Below are 17,635 nucleotides of genomic sequence, written 5' to 3'. Positions count from 1 at the left end.
TGCTTAACCATAGGTCGGTCGTGGGCGTGCGTCAACCCCGATCCGGATTCAGCCGCGCGGGCGCACCACGCCGTGCTCGTACGCGTAGACGACGGCGTGCACCCGGTCGCGGATGCCGAGCTTCATGAGCACCTTCGACACATGCGTCTTCACGGTCGCCTCGCCGACCCACAGCCGTTCGGCGATCTCGGCGTTCGAGATGCCCTCGGCGAGCAGTTCGAGCACCTCGCGTTCGCGGTCGGTGAGCGTGAGCAGGGCGGGGGATGTCGCGGTCGAGGTGCCGGGGTCTGCGAACGTCTCGATTCCGGGGCCCGGTTCCCTCTGAGCCGGTCGAGCGGTCGAAGGGTCGCCGCTCCTCGGCCGGCCGGGTCGTGCCGCCTCGATCACCCGCCGTGTGACGTCGGGCGAGAGCAGCGCGTCGCCCCGGGCGACGACCTGCACGGCCTCGATGAGCTGCTCGGGGCTCGAGTTCTTCAGCAGGAACCCGCTCGCGCCCGCATCGAGTGCGGCGAACAGGTAGTCCTCGCGGTTGAACGTCGTGAGCACGAGCACGGCCGCGGTCGTCGCCGCGTCGGCCGTGATGCGCCGCGTCGCCTCGAGGCCGTCCATGCCGGGCATCTGCACGTCCATGCAGACGACGTCGGGGGCGAGTTCCGCGACCCGGTCGAGTGCGGCCCGGCCGTCGGCGGCCTCGCCGACCACCTCGATGCCGTCCTCCGAGTCGAGGATCGTGCGGAACCCCGCCCGCACGAGGCTCTGGTCGTCGACGACGAGCACGCGGATGCTCACGCGCCCACCTCCTCGACCCGCCGGAGCGGGAGACTCGCGCGCACGAGATAGCCGCCGCGGGCGCGCGGTCCGAGCTCGAGCGTGCCGCCGACGGCGGCGACCCGCTCGCGCATGCCCAGCTGGCCGAGGCCGGCCCCGGTCGAGGCATCCCCGCGTCGTGCATTGCCGGCGAGCGTGGTCGCCGTGCCCGTGTTCGTGACCTCGACCTCGAGCGCCGCGTCGGTCCAGCGCACCCGGACCTCGGCGGTCGCGGCGGCGCCCGCGTGCTTGCGCACGTTCGTGAGGGCCTCCTGCGCGATGCGGTAGGCGCTGAGGTCGACCATCTGCGAGATCGGTCGCGGCTCGCCGACGATCGACAGCGTCACCGACAGCCCGCCGTCGGACGACTCGGCGACGAGCTCGTCGAGGCGGGCGAGTCCGCGGGTGGAGGTGCTCGTGGCGGCCGCCTCGCCGGCGCCGCCGCGGTCGTCGACCCCGCCGGTGTCGCCGAGGTCGACCGGACCCGTGTCGTCGTCGCTGCGGAGCGTGCCGAGCAGCGCGTGCAACTCGTCGACGGCCTCGCGCGCGCTCGATTCGATCGTCGAGAGCGACGCGGCGGCCGCGGCCGGGTCCTTCGCGAGGACCCGGCGGGCGGCGCCCGCCTGCACGCCGATGACCGAGACGTGGTGCGCGACGACGTCGTGCAGTTCGCGTGCGATGCGCAGGCGTTCGAGCGCGACGGCCTGCGTGCGGGTGCGTTCGCGTTCGGCGGCGAGCTCGCCCGTGCGCTGCTCGAGCTCGGCCCGGGCGCGCGCCGACCGGTAGGCGTTGTCGCCGAAGTACCAGGCGCCACCGAAGAAGAGCAGGTTGGTCAGCACGTTGATGAGGCCGTACGCGACGTACGGCGAGAGCAGGCCGCCCTCGCGGGAGAGTTCGGGCAGGTGGTCCTGCATGGCCGAGTAGAAGATGAGCCCCCAGAACAGCCAGCCGAACATCACGACGACGATGACCGCGCGCACGATCGTCGCGATGCGGCGGCTGCGGCTCCAGGCACCGACCGAATAGATCGCGACGAAGAGTGCGATGTTCGAGAAGAGCGCCTCGCCGACGCCGGTCTGCCCGCCCGCGATGAAGACCGCGGATGCCACGAGCGCGACCGCCTCGGGCCACCGGCGCCGCGCGGCCAGGGGGAGGTTCATGCCGACCACCCAGAGCGCAGAGGCCCACCACGGCGTTCCCTCGCCCCAGCCGGTGGCCCGGTAGAGCACGACGCTGGCGGCGGTGCCGACGGCGAGCACGAGCGCCAGGACGAGGTCGTTGCGGTACCCGCGTCGGTCGGGGCGCGGCCGCACCCATTCCGCGCCCGGCGCGACCGGTTGCGCGTTGATCAGGGATTCGGGCATCCCTCCACGCTAGCGAGCCGTGGTCGCGGCGAGATCCGTCGTGCGGCGGAGATCGGGCGGTCCGGTGGTCCGGTGGTGCGGTGCTGCGGTGCTGCGGTGCTGCGGTGCTGCGGTGGTGCGACAGTGGGCGCGGGGTGCGCCCCGTCGCGGTCATCCGCAGCGCGGCTCGTCGCGGTGTCTCAGCGCTGCGTCAGCGTGATGGTGAACGTCGGCCCGTCGACGGTGACCCGCACGGTCGAGAGGTCGGCGACGAGATGATCGGCCCCATGCCGTTCGGCGAGCTGGCCGACGCCGACGACGCGCATGCCGGCCCGGTGGGCGGCGGTGATCCCGGCTCCGGAGTCTTCGAACACCACGCAGTCGTGCGGTGCGACGCCGAGCGCGGCGGCCGCCGCGAGGAATCCCTCGGGATCGGGCTTGCTCTCGGTCACGTTCTCGGCGGTGACCGCGATCGCGGGCATCGGGAGCGCGGCGGCCGCCATGCGAGCGGTCGCGAGTGCGAGCGTGGCCGACGTGACGAGCGCATGCGGCACCCCGGCGAGTGCACGCAGGAGGCCGGCGGCGCCGGCGACGGCGACGACGCCCTCGGTCTCGGTGGTCTCGCGCTCGAGCATCGCGCGGTTGTCGGCGAGGTTCTCGTCGACGGCTCGCGCCGGCAGCAGGATCGCCATGCTCGCGTGCGCCTGCCTGCCGTGGATCACCGGCAGGACGTCGGCCGGATCGAGTCCGTGCTCGACCGCCCAGTCGGTCCACACCCGCTCGACCACGGCGGTCGAGTCGACGAGCGTGCCGTCCATGTCGAGCAGTACGGCGGAGGCGCGGATCACGGTGGTCACGTGGGGAGGCTACACGCGGCGGTCGAGCGCTCGCCGCGGCGCCGATGCCGAGGTATCGACTCCGACCGCCGCCGACAGCGCCGCTGCCGCTGCCGCTGCCGCCGTCGTCGTCGCCCTGCACAGGCAAGTGCTGCCGCGAGTCCTCCACAGGTGCTCGCTGCCGTCGCCGCACTTCGCCCGCGACCGGGCCCCGTGACGACACGCGTGCGCCACGAGGCATCCTCGTTGTACGCTCTCGACCCATGACGGCTGCCCCGACGTCCGCCCCGAACCTGCGCCTGCGCGAGCGCCCCTTCGACTGGTTCTTCATCGTGATCTTCTCGATCTTCACGATCACGAGCCTCATCAGCGACATGCTGCCGACCCTCGGCGTCGACATCTCGCAGCCGTCGTCGAACTTCTTCGTCAACTCGAACTACTGGTACGCGCACGACACCGATCCGCTGTTCGCCGAGCCGCCGACGTGGATGCGCATCGTCACGGGGCTCTCGGCGTTCGTGTACATGCCGTTCTACATCCTGCTCGTGACCTCGCTCATCAAGGGCTGGAACTGGATCCAGCTGCCGAGCGTCATCTACGCGACCATGATCTCGACGATCACGGGCATCATCGTGTTCGGCGTCGAGTTCTTCGGCGAGCCCGAGTGGCAGACGACGAACCCGGTCAAGTTCCTGGCGTTCAACCTGCCGTACGTGCTCGTGCCGATCGTGCTGCTGGTGCGCATGCGCAAGCCGCTGCCGTTCACGAGAAGGTTCTGACGGGGATGCCGCGGCGAGGTGCCCGAGGACGGCGAGGAGTGGGTCGACCTCGCCGCCCGAGGAGCGGGCGGTGGCCGTCGGCGCGACGGAACCCTTGACTATAGGAAGATATCTTCCTATTCTTTCCGCATGGCACGCAGACGTGAAGGGCGACTGTTCGACCTCGAGGTCGACATCCTCGCCGCAGGCATCGACCTGCAGCACGACGACGGCGACTTCTACGGCTTCGCCCTGGCGAAGCGCATCGCCGAACGCAACGAGGCGGCCGCGCTCACGGCGCACGGCACGCTCTACAAGGCCCTCGCCCGCATGACCGAGGCGGGGCTGCTCGAGTCGACCTGGGAGGAGGCCGTGCTCGCCGAGGCCGAGGGTCGCCCGCGCCGCCGCCTCTACCGCGTCACCGGCGCCGGTGAGCTCGCCCACCGCGCCGAGCTCGCCGCGCGCGAGCCCGCACCGGCCGCTCGACCGAAGGCGGCGTTCGCATGAGCGGCGACGGGCTCGACCTGGGCGACGCGTTCGTCGAACGCACGGTCGAGCCGCGCACGGGGGCCGATCGCGTCGACGCCGTCGTGCTCGGCTGGTGCCGCTGGTACACGCGCGACCTCGCGGAGCCGGTCGCGACCGCCCGTCGCGCCGAGCTCGCCTCAGACCTGTACGAAGAGCGCGCCGTCGCCGCCGAGACCGGAGAACGGGGGGTGTCGCGGTCGATCGTGGGGCGTCTGATCCGCGGCATCCCCGCCGACCTCAGCTGGCGGCAGGCGCAACTGCGACGGCTCGCGCTGACCGCGCCGCGCGGCACCTTCCCGCTCGCGATGCCCGCGCTGGCCCACCTCGCGACGGCGCTGCTCCTCGCGTGGGGCGTGCTCGTCGTCTGGCGGACGGTCGCGAGCATGGCCTCGGGCGACTGGGCCGGCGCGTGGGATCTCGTCGCGGCCGGTGTCTTCGGCCTGGCGATGGCAGTGCTCGGGGCGGTGCTGACGGCCGCGCCGCGGTTCCGGTGGCTCGGCGCGCTCTGGCTCGCCGCGGCGAGCTACGTGCTCATCAGGTTCGGCATGTACGCCCTCATCGCGTCGAGCACGACGCTCGGCGCGTTCTATGCGGCCGCGATCGAACAGGCGATGCTCGTGAACCGCGCCATGTCGGCGGCCGGGGTGCTCTTCTTCGTCGCCATGGCGGCGTGGTGGCTGCCGAGTGCCGGAGGCATGTGGGCGCGCCGTCGGCGAAGCGACCCTACCGTCGACGTCGCGCCCACCGGAGAGGAGGCGCGGGCATGAACCTGCAGCGCATCGCCGCGGTCGTCGCGATCTCGGGGGCCGTGATCGGCGGGGCGTCGATCGTCGCCCTGGGTGCGGCCGCCTACGCGGCGAACCAGCCGCAGCCCGAGCGGGTCGCCGAGCCGGGCGCCGGACCGGTCGCCGTGGGCGACGACGGCGAACCGTTGGACGCGACCGAGTCGTACCTCGCGTCGCTGCCCAAGGTCGAGCCGGGCGTGCCGACGCCGCCCCCGCAGGAGCCGAAGGCCCCGCCGAAGCCCGGCACCGGCACCATGGCGGCGAGCTACAACCCGTACCTCGAGCCGAGCGACCCCGACTACGTGACGATGGAGGAGCGGTCGGAGTACCTGGGCGTGCAAGAGCTCATCCGACAGTGCATGGCGGAGCGCGGGTACGAGTACCGCATCGCCCGGTGGTGGCTCGAAGAGAACTCCCAGCCGGTCGGACTCGATTTCGAGACATCCGTGCTGTGGGGTCAGGCCCTGCTGGGGCCCGACCACCCGTACAGTCTCGAAGGCGGGTGTGGCACCGAGGCCGAGGCGGCGGCCGAGGCCGCCCGGGCCGCCGGCACGCCGCTGTCGGCACCGGTGCCGCCCGACGACCCCGACCTGCCGACACCGCGCGAGAAGTGGCTCGGTTTCCAAGACGACGTCCGTCGGTGCATGGCCGACAAGGGCTTCGAGTACCTCTACTTCGAGTGGTGGAATCCCGCCTACCTCACGCCCGACCCGATGGATGTCGATCCCCAGGACGCGATGCCCGACGACCTCACCCCCGAGCAGGAGGCGGAATGGGCGCTCGCGGAGGGCGGCGACGCCGGAACCGGCTCCGCCTACCGCTGGGAGGACGCGGGCTGCTACGGCTACGCCGTGCACGTCAACGGCCGCGACGCCATGCACTGATGCACGACGAGACGGATGCCTCGGGGTCGACGCCGGACCCGAGGCATCCGCCTGCTCAGCGGTTCAGGCCCGCTTCTTCTCGGGCGCGATGCGCGGCAGCAGGTACTTGCCCGAGAGCCAGGCGGCGAGCGCGGTGATGATCCAGACGATGACGGCGGCGAGCACCAACGGCGCGACGCCGTCGAACGTGATGCCGTCGCCGAGGGAGGCGACGAAGAGGGCGACCGCGGTCGAGATGAGTCCGGCGACACCCGCCACCGCGGGGGCGCCGCGGTGGAAGAGGGTCTCGACGAGCCACTCGAGGAGCGCCTGCACGGCGGCGAACACGATGATCGCGACGAGGAACCCCGACCAGTGCAGGTGCATGCCCGGAACGAGCAGCGATGCGATGAAGAGGGCGAGGGCGGCGAGCAGGAGCGAGACGCCGAGCCGGATGAGGAAGCGCACCATGGCGTGAGCGTACCGCTTCCGTGCGGGGCCGGTCGGGAGGATGATGGGCGGGTGAGCGAGCCGACGGCGGTGACCCAGACGGCGCGACGGGTGCAGTCCGTCTACTTCACCCTGCTCATCGGCAACACGCTCGCGGCGTCGTTCATCTGGGGCGTGAACACGCTGTTCCTGCTCGACGCGGGCCTCTCGAATCTCGAGGCCTTCGCGGCGAACGCGTTCTTCTCGGTCGGCATGGTCATCTTCGAGGTGCCGACGGGGGTCGTCGCCGACACCCTCGGGCGACGCATGTCGTACCTGCTCGGCACCATCACCCTCGCCGCCACGACGGCCATGTACTACTGGCTCTGGGTGATCGAGGCGCCGTTCTGGGCGTGGGCCGTGGTCTCGGTACTGCTCGGCCTCGGCTTCACGTTCTTCTCGGGTGCGACCGAGGCGTGGCTCGTCGACGCCCTCACGGCGACCGGGTACACGGGCAGCCTCGAACGGGTGTTCGGCCGCGGCACGGCGCTCTCGGGCGCGGCGATGTTCATCGGCTCGATCACGGGCGGCGCTGTGGCGCAGGCGACCGACCTGGGCGTGCCGTTCATCATGCGCGCGGGCGTGCTCGTCATCATGTTCGTCGTCGCCGCGCTGCTCATGCACGACCTCGGTTTCACACCCGCGGGCCGTGCGCACCCGCTGCAGGCGACGAAGACGGTCTTCAAGGCGTCGCTGACCTACGGGCTCGGCCGCCCGCCGGTGCGATACCTCATGCTCGCGTCGTTCTTCACGACCGGCGTCGGCTTCTACGTCTTCTACGCGTTGCAGCCGTATCTCGTCGAGCTGTGGGGCGACGAGGAGGCGTACTCGATCGCCGGGCTCGCGGCGGCCATCCTGTCGGGAGCTCAAGTGATCGGCGGCTACCTCGCACCGTGGGTGCGGCGTCGTTTCCGCCGGCGCACGACGACCGTCCTGCTGAGCCTCGTCGTGAGCACGGGCGTGCTCGTGGCACTCGGCCTCAACCGGAGCTTCTGGCTCGCGCTCCTGCTGCTCGTGCTCTGGGGCCTCGTCGACGCGGCCGCGGGCCCGGTGCGGCGGGCGTACCTCAACGACATGATCCCGTCGGCCCAGCGCGCGACCGTGCTCTCGTTCGACTCGCTGCTCGGCAGCGCCGGCGGTGCGGTCATCCAGCCCGTGCTCGGCCGGTCCGCCGACCTGTGGGGGTACCCGGGGTCGCTGCTCGTGAGCAGTGCGTTCCAGGTGCTCGCCGTGCCGTTCATCTGGCTCAGCCGCCGCCAGCAGTCGCCGGCCGACGTCGCGACGGGCGTCCCCGACGAGGCGACGGCCGCCGATGCGGCCGAGCCCAAGGGCGGGCCGCAGGCCGACTGACCGGGACGCGTAACGGTTGGGGCGCATCAGGGCCATCCCTCTTCCCGGTGGATGCCTCGGGGGTTAGCCTGTGGCGTCGGCGACGTCGCCGCGGTGAGGAGTGGGACATGTCGGTCAGGGTCACACGCATCGTCGTCGCCCTCGGCGTGCTGCTGGCGGGTGCGATCGCCCTGAGCGGTTGCGCGGGTGCGACGTCCTCGGGCGACTCGAGGGGCGAGCCGACCGCCTCGAGCACGCCGGCCGCATCCGACTCGGCGACGACGGCTCCCGGCGCCGACGCCGACGCCACCGGTTCCGCCGGCGACCCCGGCGTCGCCGAACGCGACCAGGAGCCGTTCTCAGGCGACGCGTTCGCACTCCGTTGCCTCGACGGGCAGTTCGCGCTCGCGGTCGAACCGTTGCCCGACGAGTCGGGCGCCGGCTCCTTCGGGTTCAGCCTCGTCTTCACGAACATGTCCGACGACGCGTGCAGCTTCGACGGCTGGCCCGGCCTCATCGCGATCGCCGCCGACGGCGCCGAGGTGGGCATGCCCGCAGTCGCCGACGCCGGAACGTCGTCACTCGTCGTCGTGCCGGCCGGCGGCGTCGCGACCGCGCACGTCCGGGCGTCGCAGGCCGGCGCGTACGACTGCACGCCCGTCGACGCGTCTGGTGTCCGCGCCCGCCTCAGCCCCGACGGCGCCGACGCCGGGATCGACGCCGCGTACGCCATCACCGTGTGCGACGGCGACGTCTCGACGATGACGATCTCGCCGCTCGTCGTCGGCTGACGTCGCCGGTCTCGCCGCGCCCGCATCGGCGCCCTGCGGAGGCGCATGAAACCGCCTGAGGGGGGTTGTACCCCGTTCGGGGGTCACGTAGCATGGCCGGACGCCTGAGCGCCGACCGGTTGCCGCGGCGCGACGAGGAGGTGCCGAGTGCGCAAGGTCCTCCTGCTGTGCGCCGCGATGGCCGTGCTGCTCGTCGGCTCGGTGTCGCTCGGCGTGGCCGTCGCGCGCACCGGCGCACCCGTGCTCTACGACGCCCGCGTGCAACCGAGGGCGGTCGACGAGCTCGACCCCGAGACGGGCACCGGTCCGCGCGTCCCCGGGGCGGACGCCGGCGACACGAGCGGGGCCGGCGAGGCGACCGCGGGCGACGACGATGCAGGTGCGCGCGGCACCGATGCGCCGGGCGGCCCGGGCGATCCCGGCAGTGGTCGAGGCCCGACCGAGCCGGTGCCGCGCCACTCGACGACGCCCGAGCCGAACGACCCGGCGCCCTCGCCCGGAACCTCGCCCGATGAACCCGGCGACGAGACGCCGCCACCCGCCGACCCCGTGCCCACGGCCGAAGAACAGGCGGCATGGCTGTCGTTCCAGCAGCTCGTGCGCGACTGCATGACGAGTGCCGGCTTCGAGTACCGCCACTGGAAGTGGTGGGAGGCCGAGTCGCCCGACCCCGAATCGCTCGCGCCGGCGATGCCCGACGACCTCACCGAGCCCGGGCAGGCCGCCTGGCGAGAGGCGCTCTACGGCACCGAGGGCGGCGAGGGATGCCTCGTGGTCGCCGTCGAGCACGACCAGGAGGAGTCGGCGACGCCCCCGCCGAGCGATGCCCCCGACGCCGGCGCGTCCGACGGCGAATCGTCCGGCGTCGAGGCGCCCCAGGGCGCCGAGGGCGTCAAGGGCTGAGCAGCAGTCAGGCGAGCGTCTCGATGCGCCCGTTCAGCTCCGAGGCATCCTTCGACCAGAGGGCGACGACCTCGTCGGCGAGCCGTTCCTCGAGGCCGGCGAGCCCCTTCACCCGGAAGGTGACGGCAGCACCTGCGGGCGCCTCCTTGGCGAGGCCGTGCGCGAGCGACTGCATCCACGACTCGCTCGCGGCCTTGACGGCCGTGTAGTTCGCACCGCCCGCGGTGGGGCGCTCGACGGTCGTCGAAGAGACGATGGCGATGCGGCCGGCGGGGGAGGCGATGAGGTCGTCCCAGAGCGCCCGGCTCACATGGCGCAGCGCCGAGAAGGAGCGCTCGAGCACGCGGTAGTCCTCTTCGGTCTGCCCCGGAATGCCTCCGCCGCCGCGCCATCCGCCGACGAGGTGGACGATGCCGTCGACGTCGCCCACGCGACCGTGCACGCGCATCGCGAGCGGCCAGACCTGCATCTGGTCGGTGAGGTCGGCGACCTCGGTCACGATGCCGGGCAGCTCCGCCGCCATCTCGTCGAGCCGGCCGCGGTCGCTGCCGACGGCGACGACGCGGGCACCCGCCTCGAGGAGCGCGCGGGCGACGGCCCGGCCCGAGGCGCTCGTGGCACCCGCGATGAGCACGGTGCGCCCTGCGGCGCCGGTGGGGTGGTCGGTCATGTGGGGCTCCTCGTCGAGCTGAGTGGAAGCGTGATCCAGGAGAAAGGAAGCTGCTCAGGACGAAACCGCAGATTCCGTCCTGAGCAGCGTACGTCTTCCTGAAACGGTGGGGTCAGACCTCGGTCTTGGCCGTGATGCCGACGGTCGACTCGATGACGGGCTTCATCTTCTTGTCGAGCGCCTCGAAGAACATCGAGAGCGGGAACTCGTCGTCCATCACGAGGTCGGTGTAGCCCTTGGGCGGGCCGGCGAGCACCTCGCGCGGCAGGCCCTCGGCCCAGACCGACGCCGGGTTCGGCGTGACGACCGACGAGACGAGCTCGTAGGCCTTGAGCCAGTGCACCGTCTTCGGGCGGTCGATCGACTCCCAGTAGAGCAGGTCGATCGCGTCGCCGAGCTCGACGACCGCGTCGGCGACCTTGTCCCAGTCGAAGCTGAGCTCGACGTCGCGCCATTCGAGCACGTGCTTCTTGTGCAGCCAGGCGAACAGCAGCTGGCCGCCGAGGCCGTCGTAGTTGCGCACGCGCGAACCGGTGATCGCGAAGCGGAAGATGCGGTCGAAGATGACCGCGTACTGCACGAGCTTGCCGGTCGAGCGCATCTGCTCCTCGACGTCGGTGAGCTCCTCGCCCTTGGCCAGGCGGGCGTCGAGCCCGCGCTGGATCTTCACCGACTCGCGGAAGGCGGTCAGGTCGCAGCGCAGCTCTTCCAGCGAGTAGAGGAAGAACGGCATGCGCTGCTTGATCATGAACGGGTCGAACGGCAGGTCGCCGCGCATGTGGGTGCGGTCGTGGATGATGTCCCACATCACGAAGGTGCGCTCGGTGAGCTCCTGGTCGGTGAGCATCTCGGCCGCGTCGGCGGGCAGTTCGAGCTTCGTGATGTCGCTCGCGGCGCGCACGACCTTGCGGTAGCGGGCGGCCTCGCGGTCCTGGAAGATGGCGCCCCACGTGAACGGCGGGATCTCGCGCATCGCGACGGTCTCGGGGAAGAGCACCGCCGAGTTGGTGTCGTAGCCGGGCGTGAAGTCGACGAGGCGCAGCGACACGAAGAGCTTGTTGCCGTAGTCGCCGGCTTCGAGGGCCGCGATGAACTCGGGCCAGATCGTCTCGACGACGAGCGCCTCGACGTGGCGGTCGAGCGAGCCGTTCTGCGTGTACATCGGGAAGACGACGAGGTGGCGGATGCCGTCGATGCGGTGACGCTGCGGCTGGAACTCGACGAGCGAGTCGAGGAAGTCGGGGACCTCGAGGCCCGCGGCCTGCCACTTGCGGAAGTCTGCCTGGAGCGCGGTGAGGTACGCGGCCTCGTGCGGGAAGCGCGGCGCGAGCGCGGCGACCGACTCGACGATGGCGTCGACGAGGGCGGATGCCTCGGCCTTGTCGGCCTCGACGGGGACGGAGCCGTCCTTCACCTGGAGTGACTGGAGCTTCGTCGCGGACTCCTTGAGGCGGAGCCAGGACGGGTCGTTCTCGACGCCGTCGGCGAGGGCGATCTGCTCGGGCGTGACGTCCTCGAGGACCTCGGGTTCGCCGACGATGGGGTCGATCGTGATGTTCGACATTGTGAACCTCCGTTCCTCGTTGAGGGATCCGAGACTGCTGATGGGTGATGGCGCGCGGCATGAATCGCCGCACAACTCAAGGCTACGAGGCATCCGCTCGCGATTGATTGCGTCCCGACGCGGGAATGCTGCGTTCGGGCTCGATCCGGCGATCGAGATCGCCAAGTCGGCGCAACGGCCGCAGCCGAGCAATCATGAGAATACCTCAGCGCCTGCCCCGACCGCCCTCGGTGCCTGCACGCCTCCGGACCCGCGCCGGAACCGACCGCAGGTCCGGTGGGCGTCCTGATGTCGAGGGTCCCGCCGATCCGTAATTTGAGGATCGTTCAGATCCCCGTCAACCCCCGACAGAACAGGAGAGGACCATGAACATCAAGAAGGGCGGAGCCGCTGCGATCGGCGCCGCCGTGATCATCATCTCGATCAGCGGGTGCGCCGGAGTGCGTTCGCAGGTCGAGCAGGGCTCGGGCGCCGCGAGCATCACCTCGCTGCAGACCCAGCAGGACAGCGCCCGTCGCGAGGCCGCCCTGCAGCGGACCGCCGCCCACGGCGGCGTGCAGCAGCGCGCGACCACCTCGCTCAAGGCGCAGCAGGACGCCGCTCGTGCGGAATCCGCACAGCAGCGGGCCGCTCGTACCGAGAAGGGCGAACAGGCCGTGCAGCAGTCGTTCGACTCGCGCGCCTTCGACGCGGTGAGCCTGCAGCAGCAGGCGATCCGCGAACGCCTCGGAGAGCGTCGCGTCACGGTCTCGATCCCCGAACTCATGCGTCAGCAGAAGCAGGCCGAATCGGTCGGCGAGGCCGGCACGAACGCCGCCGACCAGCAGGGGCAGCGCCTCGCGCAGTACGCCGAGCAGTTCACCGCCCACGAGAACGCGACCCCGGTGCCCACCCCGTCGCCGCGACCGAACTCACCGCGCAATCGATGAGCCGCGACCGAGAGCGGGGCTCGTGCCTGACCGGCCGACCCCGCTCTCGTGCTGCGCTGAGGCAGCGGTGCTGATCGCACGATGCGTTCGTGGAGACGGGGCATAGCCGACCCATAGCCTTCACCCGTATCGTCGAGGCTCGGGTCGCATGCCGTCGGCCCGCGGGGCTCGCTCCCGAGCACCCGTCGTGAACGATCCGAATCGAGTCGCCCGCATGACCACTGCCCGTCCGTCCGCCCCCATTGCGCTGATCCTGCCCACGATCGCGCTCGCCGGCTCGGTGGTCGTCACCGTGATCGGCGCCCTCTCCACGAACTCGGCGACCGCGACCCTGAACGCCGCGCTCACGAGCCAGACCGGCACCGCGGCCGACGTCTACGGCAGCCAGTCGGCGATCGTCGCCTCGAGCGGCCTCGTCACCGCCGGAATCGTCGGAATCGTCGTGTCGCTCGCCCTCTTCGGTGCGCTGATCGGCTTCGGCGCCCTCTCCAAGCCCGCGGCCGAAGCGCCGGCCGACGAGGTCGAGTCGATCGACGACGACGAGTTCGACGCCGAGCCGGTCGCGGCGCCGGTGCTCGACGAGGCGACGGCCGCCGAGCCGGTCGCCGCCGAGCCCGCCACCGACGATGACGCCGCCGCCGAGCCGGTCGCCGCCGGGGCATCCGCACCGGCCGAGGCGCGCGACGCTGGAGACGAGCCCGCGCGAGCCTGACCGCTCCCTCCGTCGAAGGGCCCCCGCACGCCGCGCGTGCCGGGGCCCTTCGCGTTCAGAGGCTCTTCGCCATGTGCAGCGACGCCGCCTCGAAGCCGAGGCTCTCGTACAGCTCGATCGCGGGCAGGTTGTAGGCGAAGACGTTGAGGCCGAGCGTCGGCGAGCCGTGCTCGCGCGCCACCTCTTCGGCGTGCTGCATGGCGGCACGCCCCAGGCCGCGCCGGCGGAAGGGCTCGCGCACGTGCACGTCCCACACCCACCAGGCGTCGCCGCCCTCGGCCCACGGGCCGAGCCAGAGCCAGCCGGCATCCTCGCCGTCGACGAAGATCGCGAGCAGCACATGACCTGGCTTCATCTCGCCGTCGGCGAAGAAGCGATTCGTCGACGCCTCGACGGCCGCCTTCGCCTCCGACGGGGTGTCGCCGGCGCGCAGCCGCGCCGCCTCGTAGTAGGCCATCGACTCGGGCAGCCACATGCGCAGGTCGTCGCCCGTGATCGGGCGGAATTCGACGACCTGGTCGCCGTCTGCTGCTGGCTCGGTCTCGGTGATCGCTTCGCTCATCGCTCCATCGTGGCCGATGCCCCGCCGAGAGGGAAGGGCCGCGGTAGCGTACCGGCATGACGGATGCCTCGCCCGCGGCCCAGGGCGCCGACGCCGTGCGCGCCGCGCTCGCAGAGGCGGCCGACCCCGACCGGGTACCGCAGCTCGCACGGTTCTTCAAGACCGGCCCCGGAGGCTACGCCGAAGGCGATCGCTTCATCGGGGTGACGGTGCCCGAGACCCGCGCGGTCGTGCGCCGCTTCACCGAGCTGCCCCCCGCCGAGGTCGATGAGCTCCTCGACAGCCCCATCCACGAGCACCGCCTCGCGGCACTGCTCGTCATGGTCGCGCAGTTCGGCCGCGCGAGCCGCACGCGCACGCGCGACGAGGCGGCTCGGCTGCGACTGCACGACGCCTACCTCGCGGCGGTGCGACGCGGTCGCGTCGACAACTGGGATCTCGTCGACAGCTCGGCCGAGGTGCTCGTCGGCGAGGTGCTCTTCACGAGCGCCCCCGTCGAGCAGGTCGAACCTGCGCTCGTCGTCGAGCTCGCGGCATCCCCTTCGGTGTGGCCGCGCCGCGTCGCGGTGCTCGCGACGTTCGCGGCGACGAAGGCGGGCGATGCCCGCCCGGCGCTCGCGATCTCCGAGCGGCTGCTCGACGATCGCCACGACCTCATCCACAAGGCGGTCGGCTGGATGCTGCGCGAGGCGGGCAAACGGGTGGACCGGGCCGAACTCACCCGGTTCCTCGACGAGCACGCGGCCCGGATGCCGCGCACGATGCTCTCGTACGCGACCGAGCACCTGACGCCCGACGAGCGGACGGCCTACCGCGCGATGCGCTGACCTCGCGGATCCCTGCCGGGTCGTGCCTCTGGCGGGTCGCCGCGAGCGGGTGCAGTCTGGAACCCACGAGACGAGGGGGTTCTCACATGCAGGTCGACATCATCCACCACGAGCCGCCCTATCGGGTCGGGGTCTTCATCGGCAGCCTCGCGAGCGACTCGATCAACCGCACGCTCGCGAAGGCGCTCATGCGAATCGCGCCCGAGGAGTTCGCGTTCGACGAGATCGTCTACCGCGACCTCCCGCTCTACAGTCGCGACTACGACCCCGACTACCCGCAGGTCGCGCGCGACTACAAGGCCGCGATCCAGGCGTCGGATGCGCTGCTGTTCGTCACGCCCGAGTACAACCGCTCGGTGCCGGGCCCGCTTAAGAACGCGATCGACTGGGCGAGCCGCCCCTGGGGCGAGAACGCGCTGACCGGGCGTCCGTCGGCCGTCATCGGCGCCTCGCCGGGGGCGCTCGGCACGGCGGTCGCCCAGCAGAGCCTGCGCAGCATCCTGAGCTTCTGCAACGCGCCGCAGATGAACGCGCCGGAGGCGTACATCCACGTGACGCCCGGGCTCATCACCCCCGACGGCGAGGTGACGGTCGAGAGCACCGAGGAGTTCCTGCGGGTGTTCATGCGGCGCTTCCTCGAGTTCACGACGCGCGTGCTCACGGTGCTGCCGCGGCCCGACTGACGCGACGGGCGGGTCGGGCCGCGCGGGCGGAGTCGGCTAGAGCCCGTGCTCGTCGAGCCAGCGGCGGAGGGCTGCGCCGACCTCGTCGGCCCGTTCGACGCTCGGCAGGTGCGCGGTGCCCGCGACGCGGATCCCGGTCGCGTGCGGCACGGACTCGACGATCGCCTCGTACTGCACGGCGAAGGGCGTGAGGTCGTGCTCGCCCACGATCGCGAGGGTCGGCACGGCGATCTCGCCGAGGCGCTCGGCAGCGGGTGGGTCGAGCGGCACCTGCTCGCCGTCGTCGGCCACGTGCGCGATGTTCGGCTCGGCGAGCTCGTGCGCCCGGGCGAGGAACGCCGGGTCGAGGTCCGACTCGCCTCGCCCGGTGCCGACGGCGAACAGTGCCGTCTCGAGCCGGATGTACCCGGCCGGGTCGGCCAGCGGGTCGATCGCATCGACCGCGTCCATGCGATGCTGCTCGTCGGGCGTCGGCGCCACGTCGGGGTGGCCGCCGATGCGCGCGCCGATCGTGACGAGGCCGGCGACGCGGTCGGGAGCCGCGAGCGCGACGTCGATCGCGAGCGCCCCTCCGCGACTCGCACCGACGACGGTCGCCCGCTCGATGCCGAGGTGGTCGAGCAGCGCGATCGCGTCGTCGTGGTTGGCGAACGGCACCGAGAAGTCGTGGCTCGTGCCGCCGAACCCGCGCGGGTCGTAGCGCACCACGAAGTGCTGCGCGGCGAGGGCCTCGGCCTGCTCGTCCCACATGCGCAGGGTCGCGATGCCGGCCGGGATCAGCAGCAGGGCGGGGTCGGAGACGGCGCCGGCCGTCTCGTAGCGGAGTCCGGCGCCGGGGAGTTCGAGAACGGGCATCCCATGATGCTAGGGCTCAGGGCGTCGCCCCGGCGAACGGGCGCCGGGGGCGCAACGGCGTCGACCCCGCTCAGTCGTCCTTCTTCCCCTTGCCCTTGTCGTCCTTGTCGCCGTCGTTGCGGTTGCCGCCGCTGTTGCCGGGCCCGCTGTTGTCGTCGTCGGCCTCGGTCGGCGTCGGCGTCGGCGTCGCGGTCTCGCTCGGCGTGCTCGAGTCGGCCGGCGTCGTCGGCGTCGGACCGATGTCGGCTTCGCCGCCCGTGGTCACCGCACCGATGACCGCGTGCGTGATCAGCACGATCGCGACGGCGGCGATCGCGAGGGCGGCCACGACGAGGGCCGGTCGACGCCGACGCGAGCGACGATCGCCCTCGGGGGCATCGCGTTCGTCGGCCGGCATGGCCACGGTGGCCCCGGTGGCTCCGTACGCGCCGGACATGCCGGCAGCCGTCGCGCCGGCCGCAGCCGAGCCGGCCGCGACCGGCAGCACCCGCGTCGGACCCGTCGCCGTGCTGCCGGCGCCGTACGTGTCGAGGCGTCCGGCGGCGACGGCGACCTCGAGCGCCGAGGGTCGCGCCTCGGGCTCGCGCGCGGTCATCGCGCTGAGCAGCGCGACCCAGTCGGCGCCGAGCGCCTCGGGGATCTCGGGGTCGCGGACGAGCCTGGCGCCCGCCGCCTCGGCCGCGGGGCCGGGGAACGCGGTGCGGCCCGTGCGCGCCTCGAGCGCGAGCAGCCCGAGCGAGTACACGTCGGAGGCCGGGCCGGCCGGCGTGCCCCCGACCTGCTCGGGGCTGACGTATCCGGGGGTCCCGACGAGTAGCCCGGTGCGGGTGAGCCGGGCGTCGTCGATGAGCCGGGCGATGCCGAAGTCCGCGAGCTTCGCGTTCCACGTGCGCGCGGGCAGGTGAGCCGGTTCGAGCAGCACGTTCGCGGGCTTCACGTCGCGGTGCACGATGCCGCGGTCGTGGATGACGTGCAGGGCTTCGCCGAGGTCGGCGAGCATCCCGGCCGCGTCGGCCGCGTCGAGCGGCCCGTGCCGAAGCGCCTCGCGGAGGTCCCGTCCCTCGACGAGCTCCATCACGAGGTATTCGCGCCCGGTCGCGGGGTCGCGGGCGGCGTCGTACAGGCGGACGAGCGCTCGGTGCTGGAGGCTCGCCAGCAGCGCGACCTCCGAACGCCGTCTCGCGGCGTCGTCGATGCCCTCCGCGGCCTCGGCGAACAGCTTGACCGCGACGGCGCGGCCGAGCGACTCGTCGTGGGCGCGGTAGACGCTCGCCATGCCGCCTCGGCCGATGAGCGCCTCGAGCCGGTAGCGCCCGCCGAGCACCGCCCCGATGAACGGGTCGGCGCCGGGATGGTGCGTGCTCGTCACGTCTTCGAGCGTATCCCGCTCGCCTGCGTCAT

At 72.1% G+C, this 17,635-nt stretch carries 20 protein-coding genes; 11 read left to right on the top strand and 9 right to left on the bottom strand.

Annotated elements, in window-relative coordinates; all coding sequences use genetic code 11:
• Positions 1–48 precede the first annotated feature (48 nt).
• The 3 genes from ACFWGP_RS09245 to ACFWGP_RS09235 all read right to left on the bottom strand — a co-directional run bounded on the left by ACFWGP_RS09245 (position 49) and on the right by ACFWGP_RS09235 (position 3,007).
• Entirely contained in the window at positions 49–789 is a 741-nt protein-coding gene (locus tag ACFWGP_RS09245) for a response regulator (protein ID WP_376930736.1), read from the bottom strand.
• Positions 786–2,171 (bottom strand): sensor histidine kinase, encoded by a 1,386-nt coding sequence (locus ACFWGP_RS09240; RefSeq protein ID WP_376930735.1) that lies wholly within the window; start codon positions 2,169–2,171, stop codon positions 786–788. Before ACFWGP_RS09240 ends, ACFWGP_RS09245 begins: the two co-directional genes overlap by 4 nt.
• Positions 2,172–2,350: 179 nt before the next feature.
• Complete coding sequence (locus tag ACFWGP_RS09235) at positions 2,351–3,007, bottom strand: HAD-IA family hydrolase (RefSeq protein WP_231429539.1); 657 nt, start codon at positions 3,005–3,007, stop codon at positions 2,351–2,353.
• A 242-nt stretch (positions 3,008–3,249) separates the two neighbouring features.
• Here ACFWGP_RS09235 and ACFWGP_RS09230 point away from each other — a divergent pair, with 242 nt between their 5' ends.
• From ACFWGP_RS09230 to ACFWGP_RS09215, 4 genes are all read left to right on the top strand, one after another.
• Complete coding sequence (locus tag ACFWGP_RS09230) at positions 3,250–3,765, top strand: emopamil-binding family protein (protein ID WP_231429540.1); 516 nt, start codon at positions 3,250–3,252, stop codon at positions 3,763–3,765.
• A 129-nt stretch (positions 3,766–3,894) separates the two neighbouring features.
• Positions 3,895–4,251: a PadR family transcriptional regulator gene (locus ACFWGP_RS09225; RefSeq protein ID WP_231429541.1), complete on the top strand. Its 357-nt coding sequence runs from the start codon at positions 3,895–3,897 to the stop codon at positions 4,249–4,251.
• On the top strand, positions 4,248–5,039 hold the full coding sequence (locus ACFWGP_RS09220) for a hypothetical protein (protein ID WP_231429542.1): 792 nt from the start codon (positions 4,248–4,250) through the stop codon (positions 5,037–5,039). Before ACFWGP_RS09225 ends, ACFWGP_RS09220 begins: the two co-directional genes overlap by 4 nt.
• Positions 5,036–5,941, top strand: a complete 906-nt coding sequence (locus ACFWGP_RS09215; protein ID WP_376930734.1) for a hypothetical protein — start codon at positions 5,036–5,038, stop codon at positions 5,939–5,941. Before ACFWGP_RS09220 ends, ACFWGP_RS09215 begins: the two co-directional genes overlap by 4 nt.
• Positions 5,942–6,004: 63 nt before the next feature.
• Here the strand turns inward: ACFWGP_RS09215 and ACFWGP_RS09210 are convergent, their stop codons facing one another.
• Positions 6,005–6,391 carry a phage holin family protein gene (locus ACFWGP_RS09210; RefSeq protein ID WP_376930733.1) on the bottom strand — a complete coding sequence of 129 codons (387 nt, stop codon included), beginning with the start codon at positions 6,389–6,391 and terminating at the stop codon, positions 6,005–6,007.
• A gap of 51 nt (positions 6,392–6,442) precedes the next feature.
• On the opposite strand from ACFWGP_RS09210, the gene ACFWGP_RS09205 reads away from it, so the two are divergent.
• The 3 genes from ACFWGP_RS09205 to ACFWGP_RS09195 all read left to right on the top strand — a co-directional run bounded on the left by ACFWGP_RS09205 (position 6,443) and on the right by ACFWGP_RS09195 (position 9,432).
• The gene (locus ACFWGP_RS09205) at positions 6,443–7,759 is read left to right on the top strand and encodes an MFS transporter (RefSeq protein WP_374201077.1); all 1,317 of its coding nucleotides are present in this window, start codon (positions 6,443–6,445) and stop codon (positions 7,757–7,759) included.
• Between the two features lie 107 nt (positions 7,760–7,866).
• Positions 7,867–8,529, top strand: coding sequence for a DUF4232 domain-containing protein (locus ACFWGP_RS09200; protein WP_376930732.1), 663 nt, complete (start codon positions 7,867–7,869; stop codon positions 8,527–8,529).
• Positions 8,530–8,676: 147 nt separating this feature from the next.
• Positions 8,677–9,432: a hypothetical protein gene (locus ACFWGP_RS09195; protein WP_376930731.1), complete on the top strand. Its 756-nt coding sequence runs from the start codon at positions 8,677–8,679 to the stop codon at positions 9,430–9,432.
• Between the two features lie 7 nt (positions 9,433–9,439).
• On the opposite strand, the gene ACFWGP_RS09190 is transcribed toward ACFWGP_RS09195, so the two are convergent.
• Together ACFWGP_RS09190 and ACFWGP_RS09185 are read right to left on the bottom strand one after the other, a co-directional pair.
• Positions 9,440–10,102 carry an SDR family NAD(P)-dependent oxidoreductase gene (locus tag ACFWGP_RS09190; RefSeq protein WP_376930730.1) on the bottom strand — a complete coding sequence of 221 codons (663 nt, stop codon included), beginning with the start codon at positions 10,100–10,102 and terminating at the stop codon, positions 9,440–9,442.
• 112 nt (positions 10,103–10,214) lie between these two features.
• Positions 10,215–11,666 (bottom strand): DUF6421 family protein, encoded by a 1,452-nt coding sequence (locus ACFWGP_RS09185; protein ID WP_231429548.1) that lies wholly within the window; start codon positions 11,664–11,666, stop codon positions 10,215–10,217.
• 365 nt (positions 11,667–12,031) lie between these two features.
• Here ACFWGP_RS09185 and ACFWGP_RS09180 point away from each other — a divergent pair, with 365 nt between their 5' ends.
• Positions 12,032–12,595 (top strand): hypothetical protein, encoded by a 564-nt coding sequence (locus tag ACFWGP_RS09180; protein WP_376930729.1) that lies wholly within the window; start codon positions 12,032–12,034, stop codon positions 12,593–12,595.
• Positions 12,596–12,809: 214 nt separating this feature from the next.
• Positions 12,810–13,307 (top strand): hypothetical protein, encoded by a 498-nt coding sequence (locus tag ACFWGP_RS09175; protein ID WP_376930728.1) that lies wholly within the window; start codon positions 12,810–12,812, stop codon positions 13,305–13,307.
• Positions 13,308–13,362: 55 nt separating this feature from the next.
• On the opposite strand, the gene ACFWGP_RS09170 is transcribed toward ACFWGP_RS09175, so the two are convergent.
• The gene (locus tag ACFWGP_RS09170; RefSeq protein ID WP_231429551.1) at positions 13,363–13,869 is read right to left on the bottom strand and encodes an N-acetyltransferase; all 507 of its coding nucleotides are present in this window, start codon (positions 13,867–13,869) and stop codon (positions 13,363–13,365) included.
• Between the two features lie 56 nt (positions 13,870–13,925).
• On the opposite strand from ACFWGP_RS09170, the gene ACFWGP_RS09165 reads away from it, so the two are divergent.
• The gene (locus ACFWGP_RS09165; RefSeq protein WP_275505149.1) at positions 13,926–14,696 is read left to right on the top strand and encodes a DNA alkylation repair protein; all 771 of its coding nucleotides are present in this window, start codon (positions 13,926–13,928) and stop codon (positions 14,694–14,696) included.
• 86 nt (positions 14,697–14,782) lie between these two features.
• Positions 14,783–15,379 carry an NADPH-dependent FMN reductase gene (locus tag ACFWGP_RS09160; protein ID WP_376930727.1) on the top strand — a complete coding sequence of 199 codons (597 nt, stop codon included), beginning with the start codon at positions 14,783–14,785 and terminating at the stop codon, positions 15,377–15,379.
• 36 nt (positions 15,380–15,415) lie between these two features.
• Here ACFWGP_RS09160 and ACFWGP_RS09155 read toward each other — a convergent pair whose 3' ends face one another.
• The gene (locus ACFWGP_RS09155) at positions 15,416–16,234 is read right to left on the bottom strand and encodes an alpha/beta fold hydrolase (protein WP_275505151.1); all 819 of its coding nucleotides are present in this window, start codon (positions 16,232–16,234) and stop codon (positions 15,416–15,418) included.
• Positions 16,235–16,304: 70 nt separating this feature from the next.
• The gene (locus ACFWGP_RS09150; protein WP_376930726.1) at positions 16,305–17,603 is read right to left on the bottom strand and encodes a serine/threonine-protein kinase; all 1,299 of its coding nucleotides are present in this window, start codon (positions 17,601–17,603) and stop codon (positions 16,305–16,307) included.
• Positions 17,604–17,635: the final 32 nt, after the last annotated feature.

It is taken from the genome of Agromyces sp. NPDC127015, assembly GCF_042725165.1.
GTDB lineage: Bacteria > Actinomycetota > Actinomycetes > Actinomycetales > Microbacteriaceae > Agromyces > Agromyces chromiiresistens.
The sequence above is the reverse complement of the archived record's forward strand: the minus strand, read 5'-3'. Positions and strand labels throughout refer to the sequence as shown.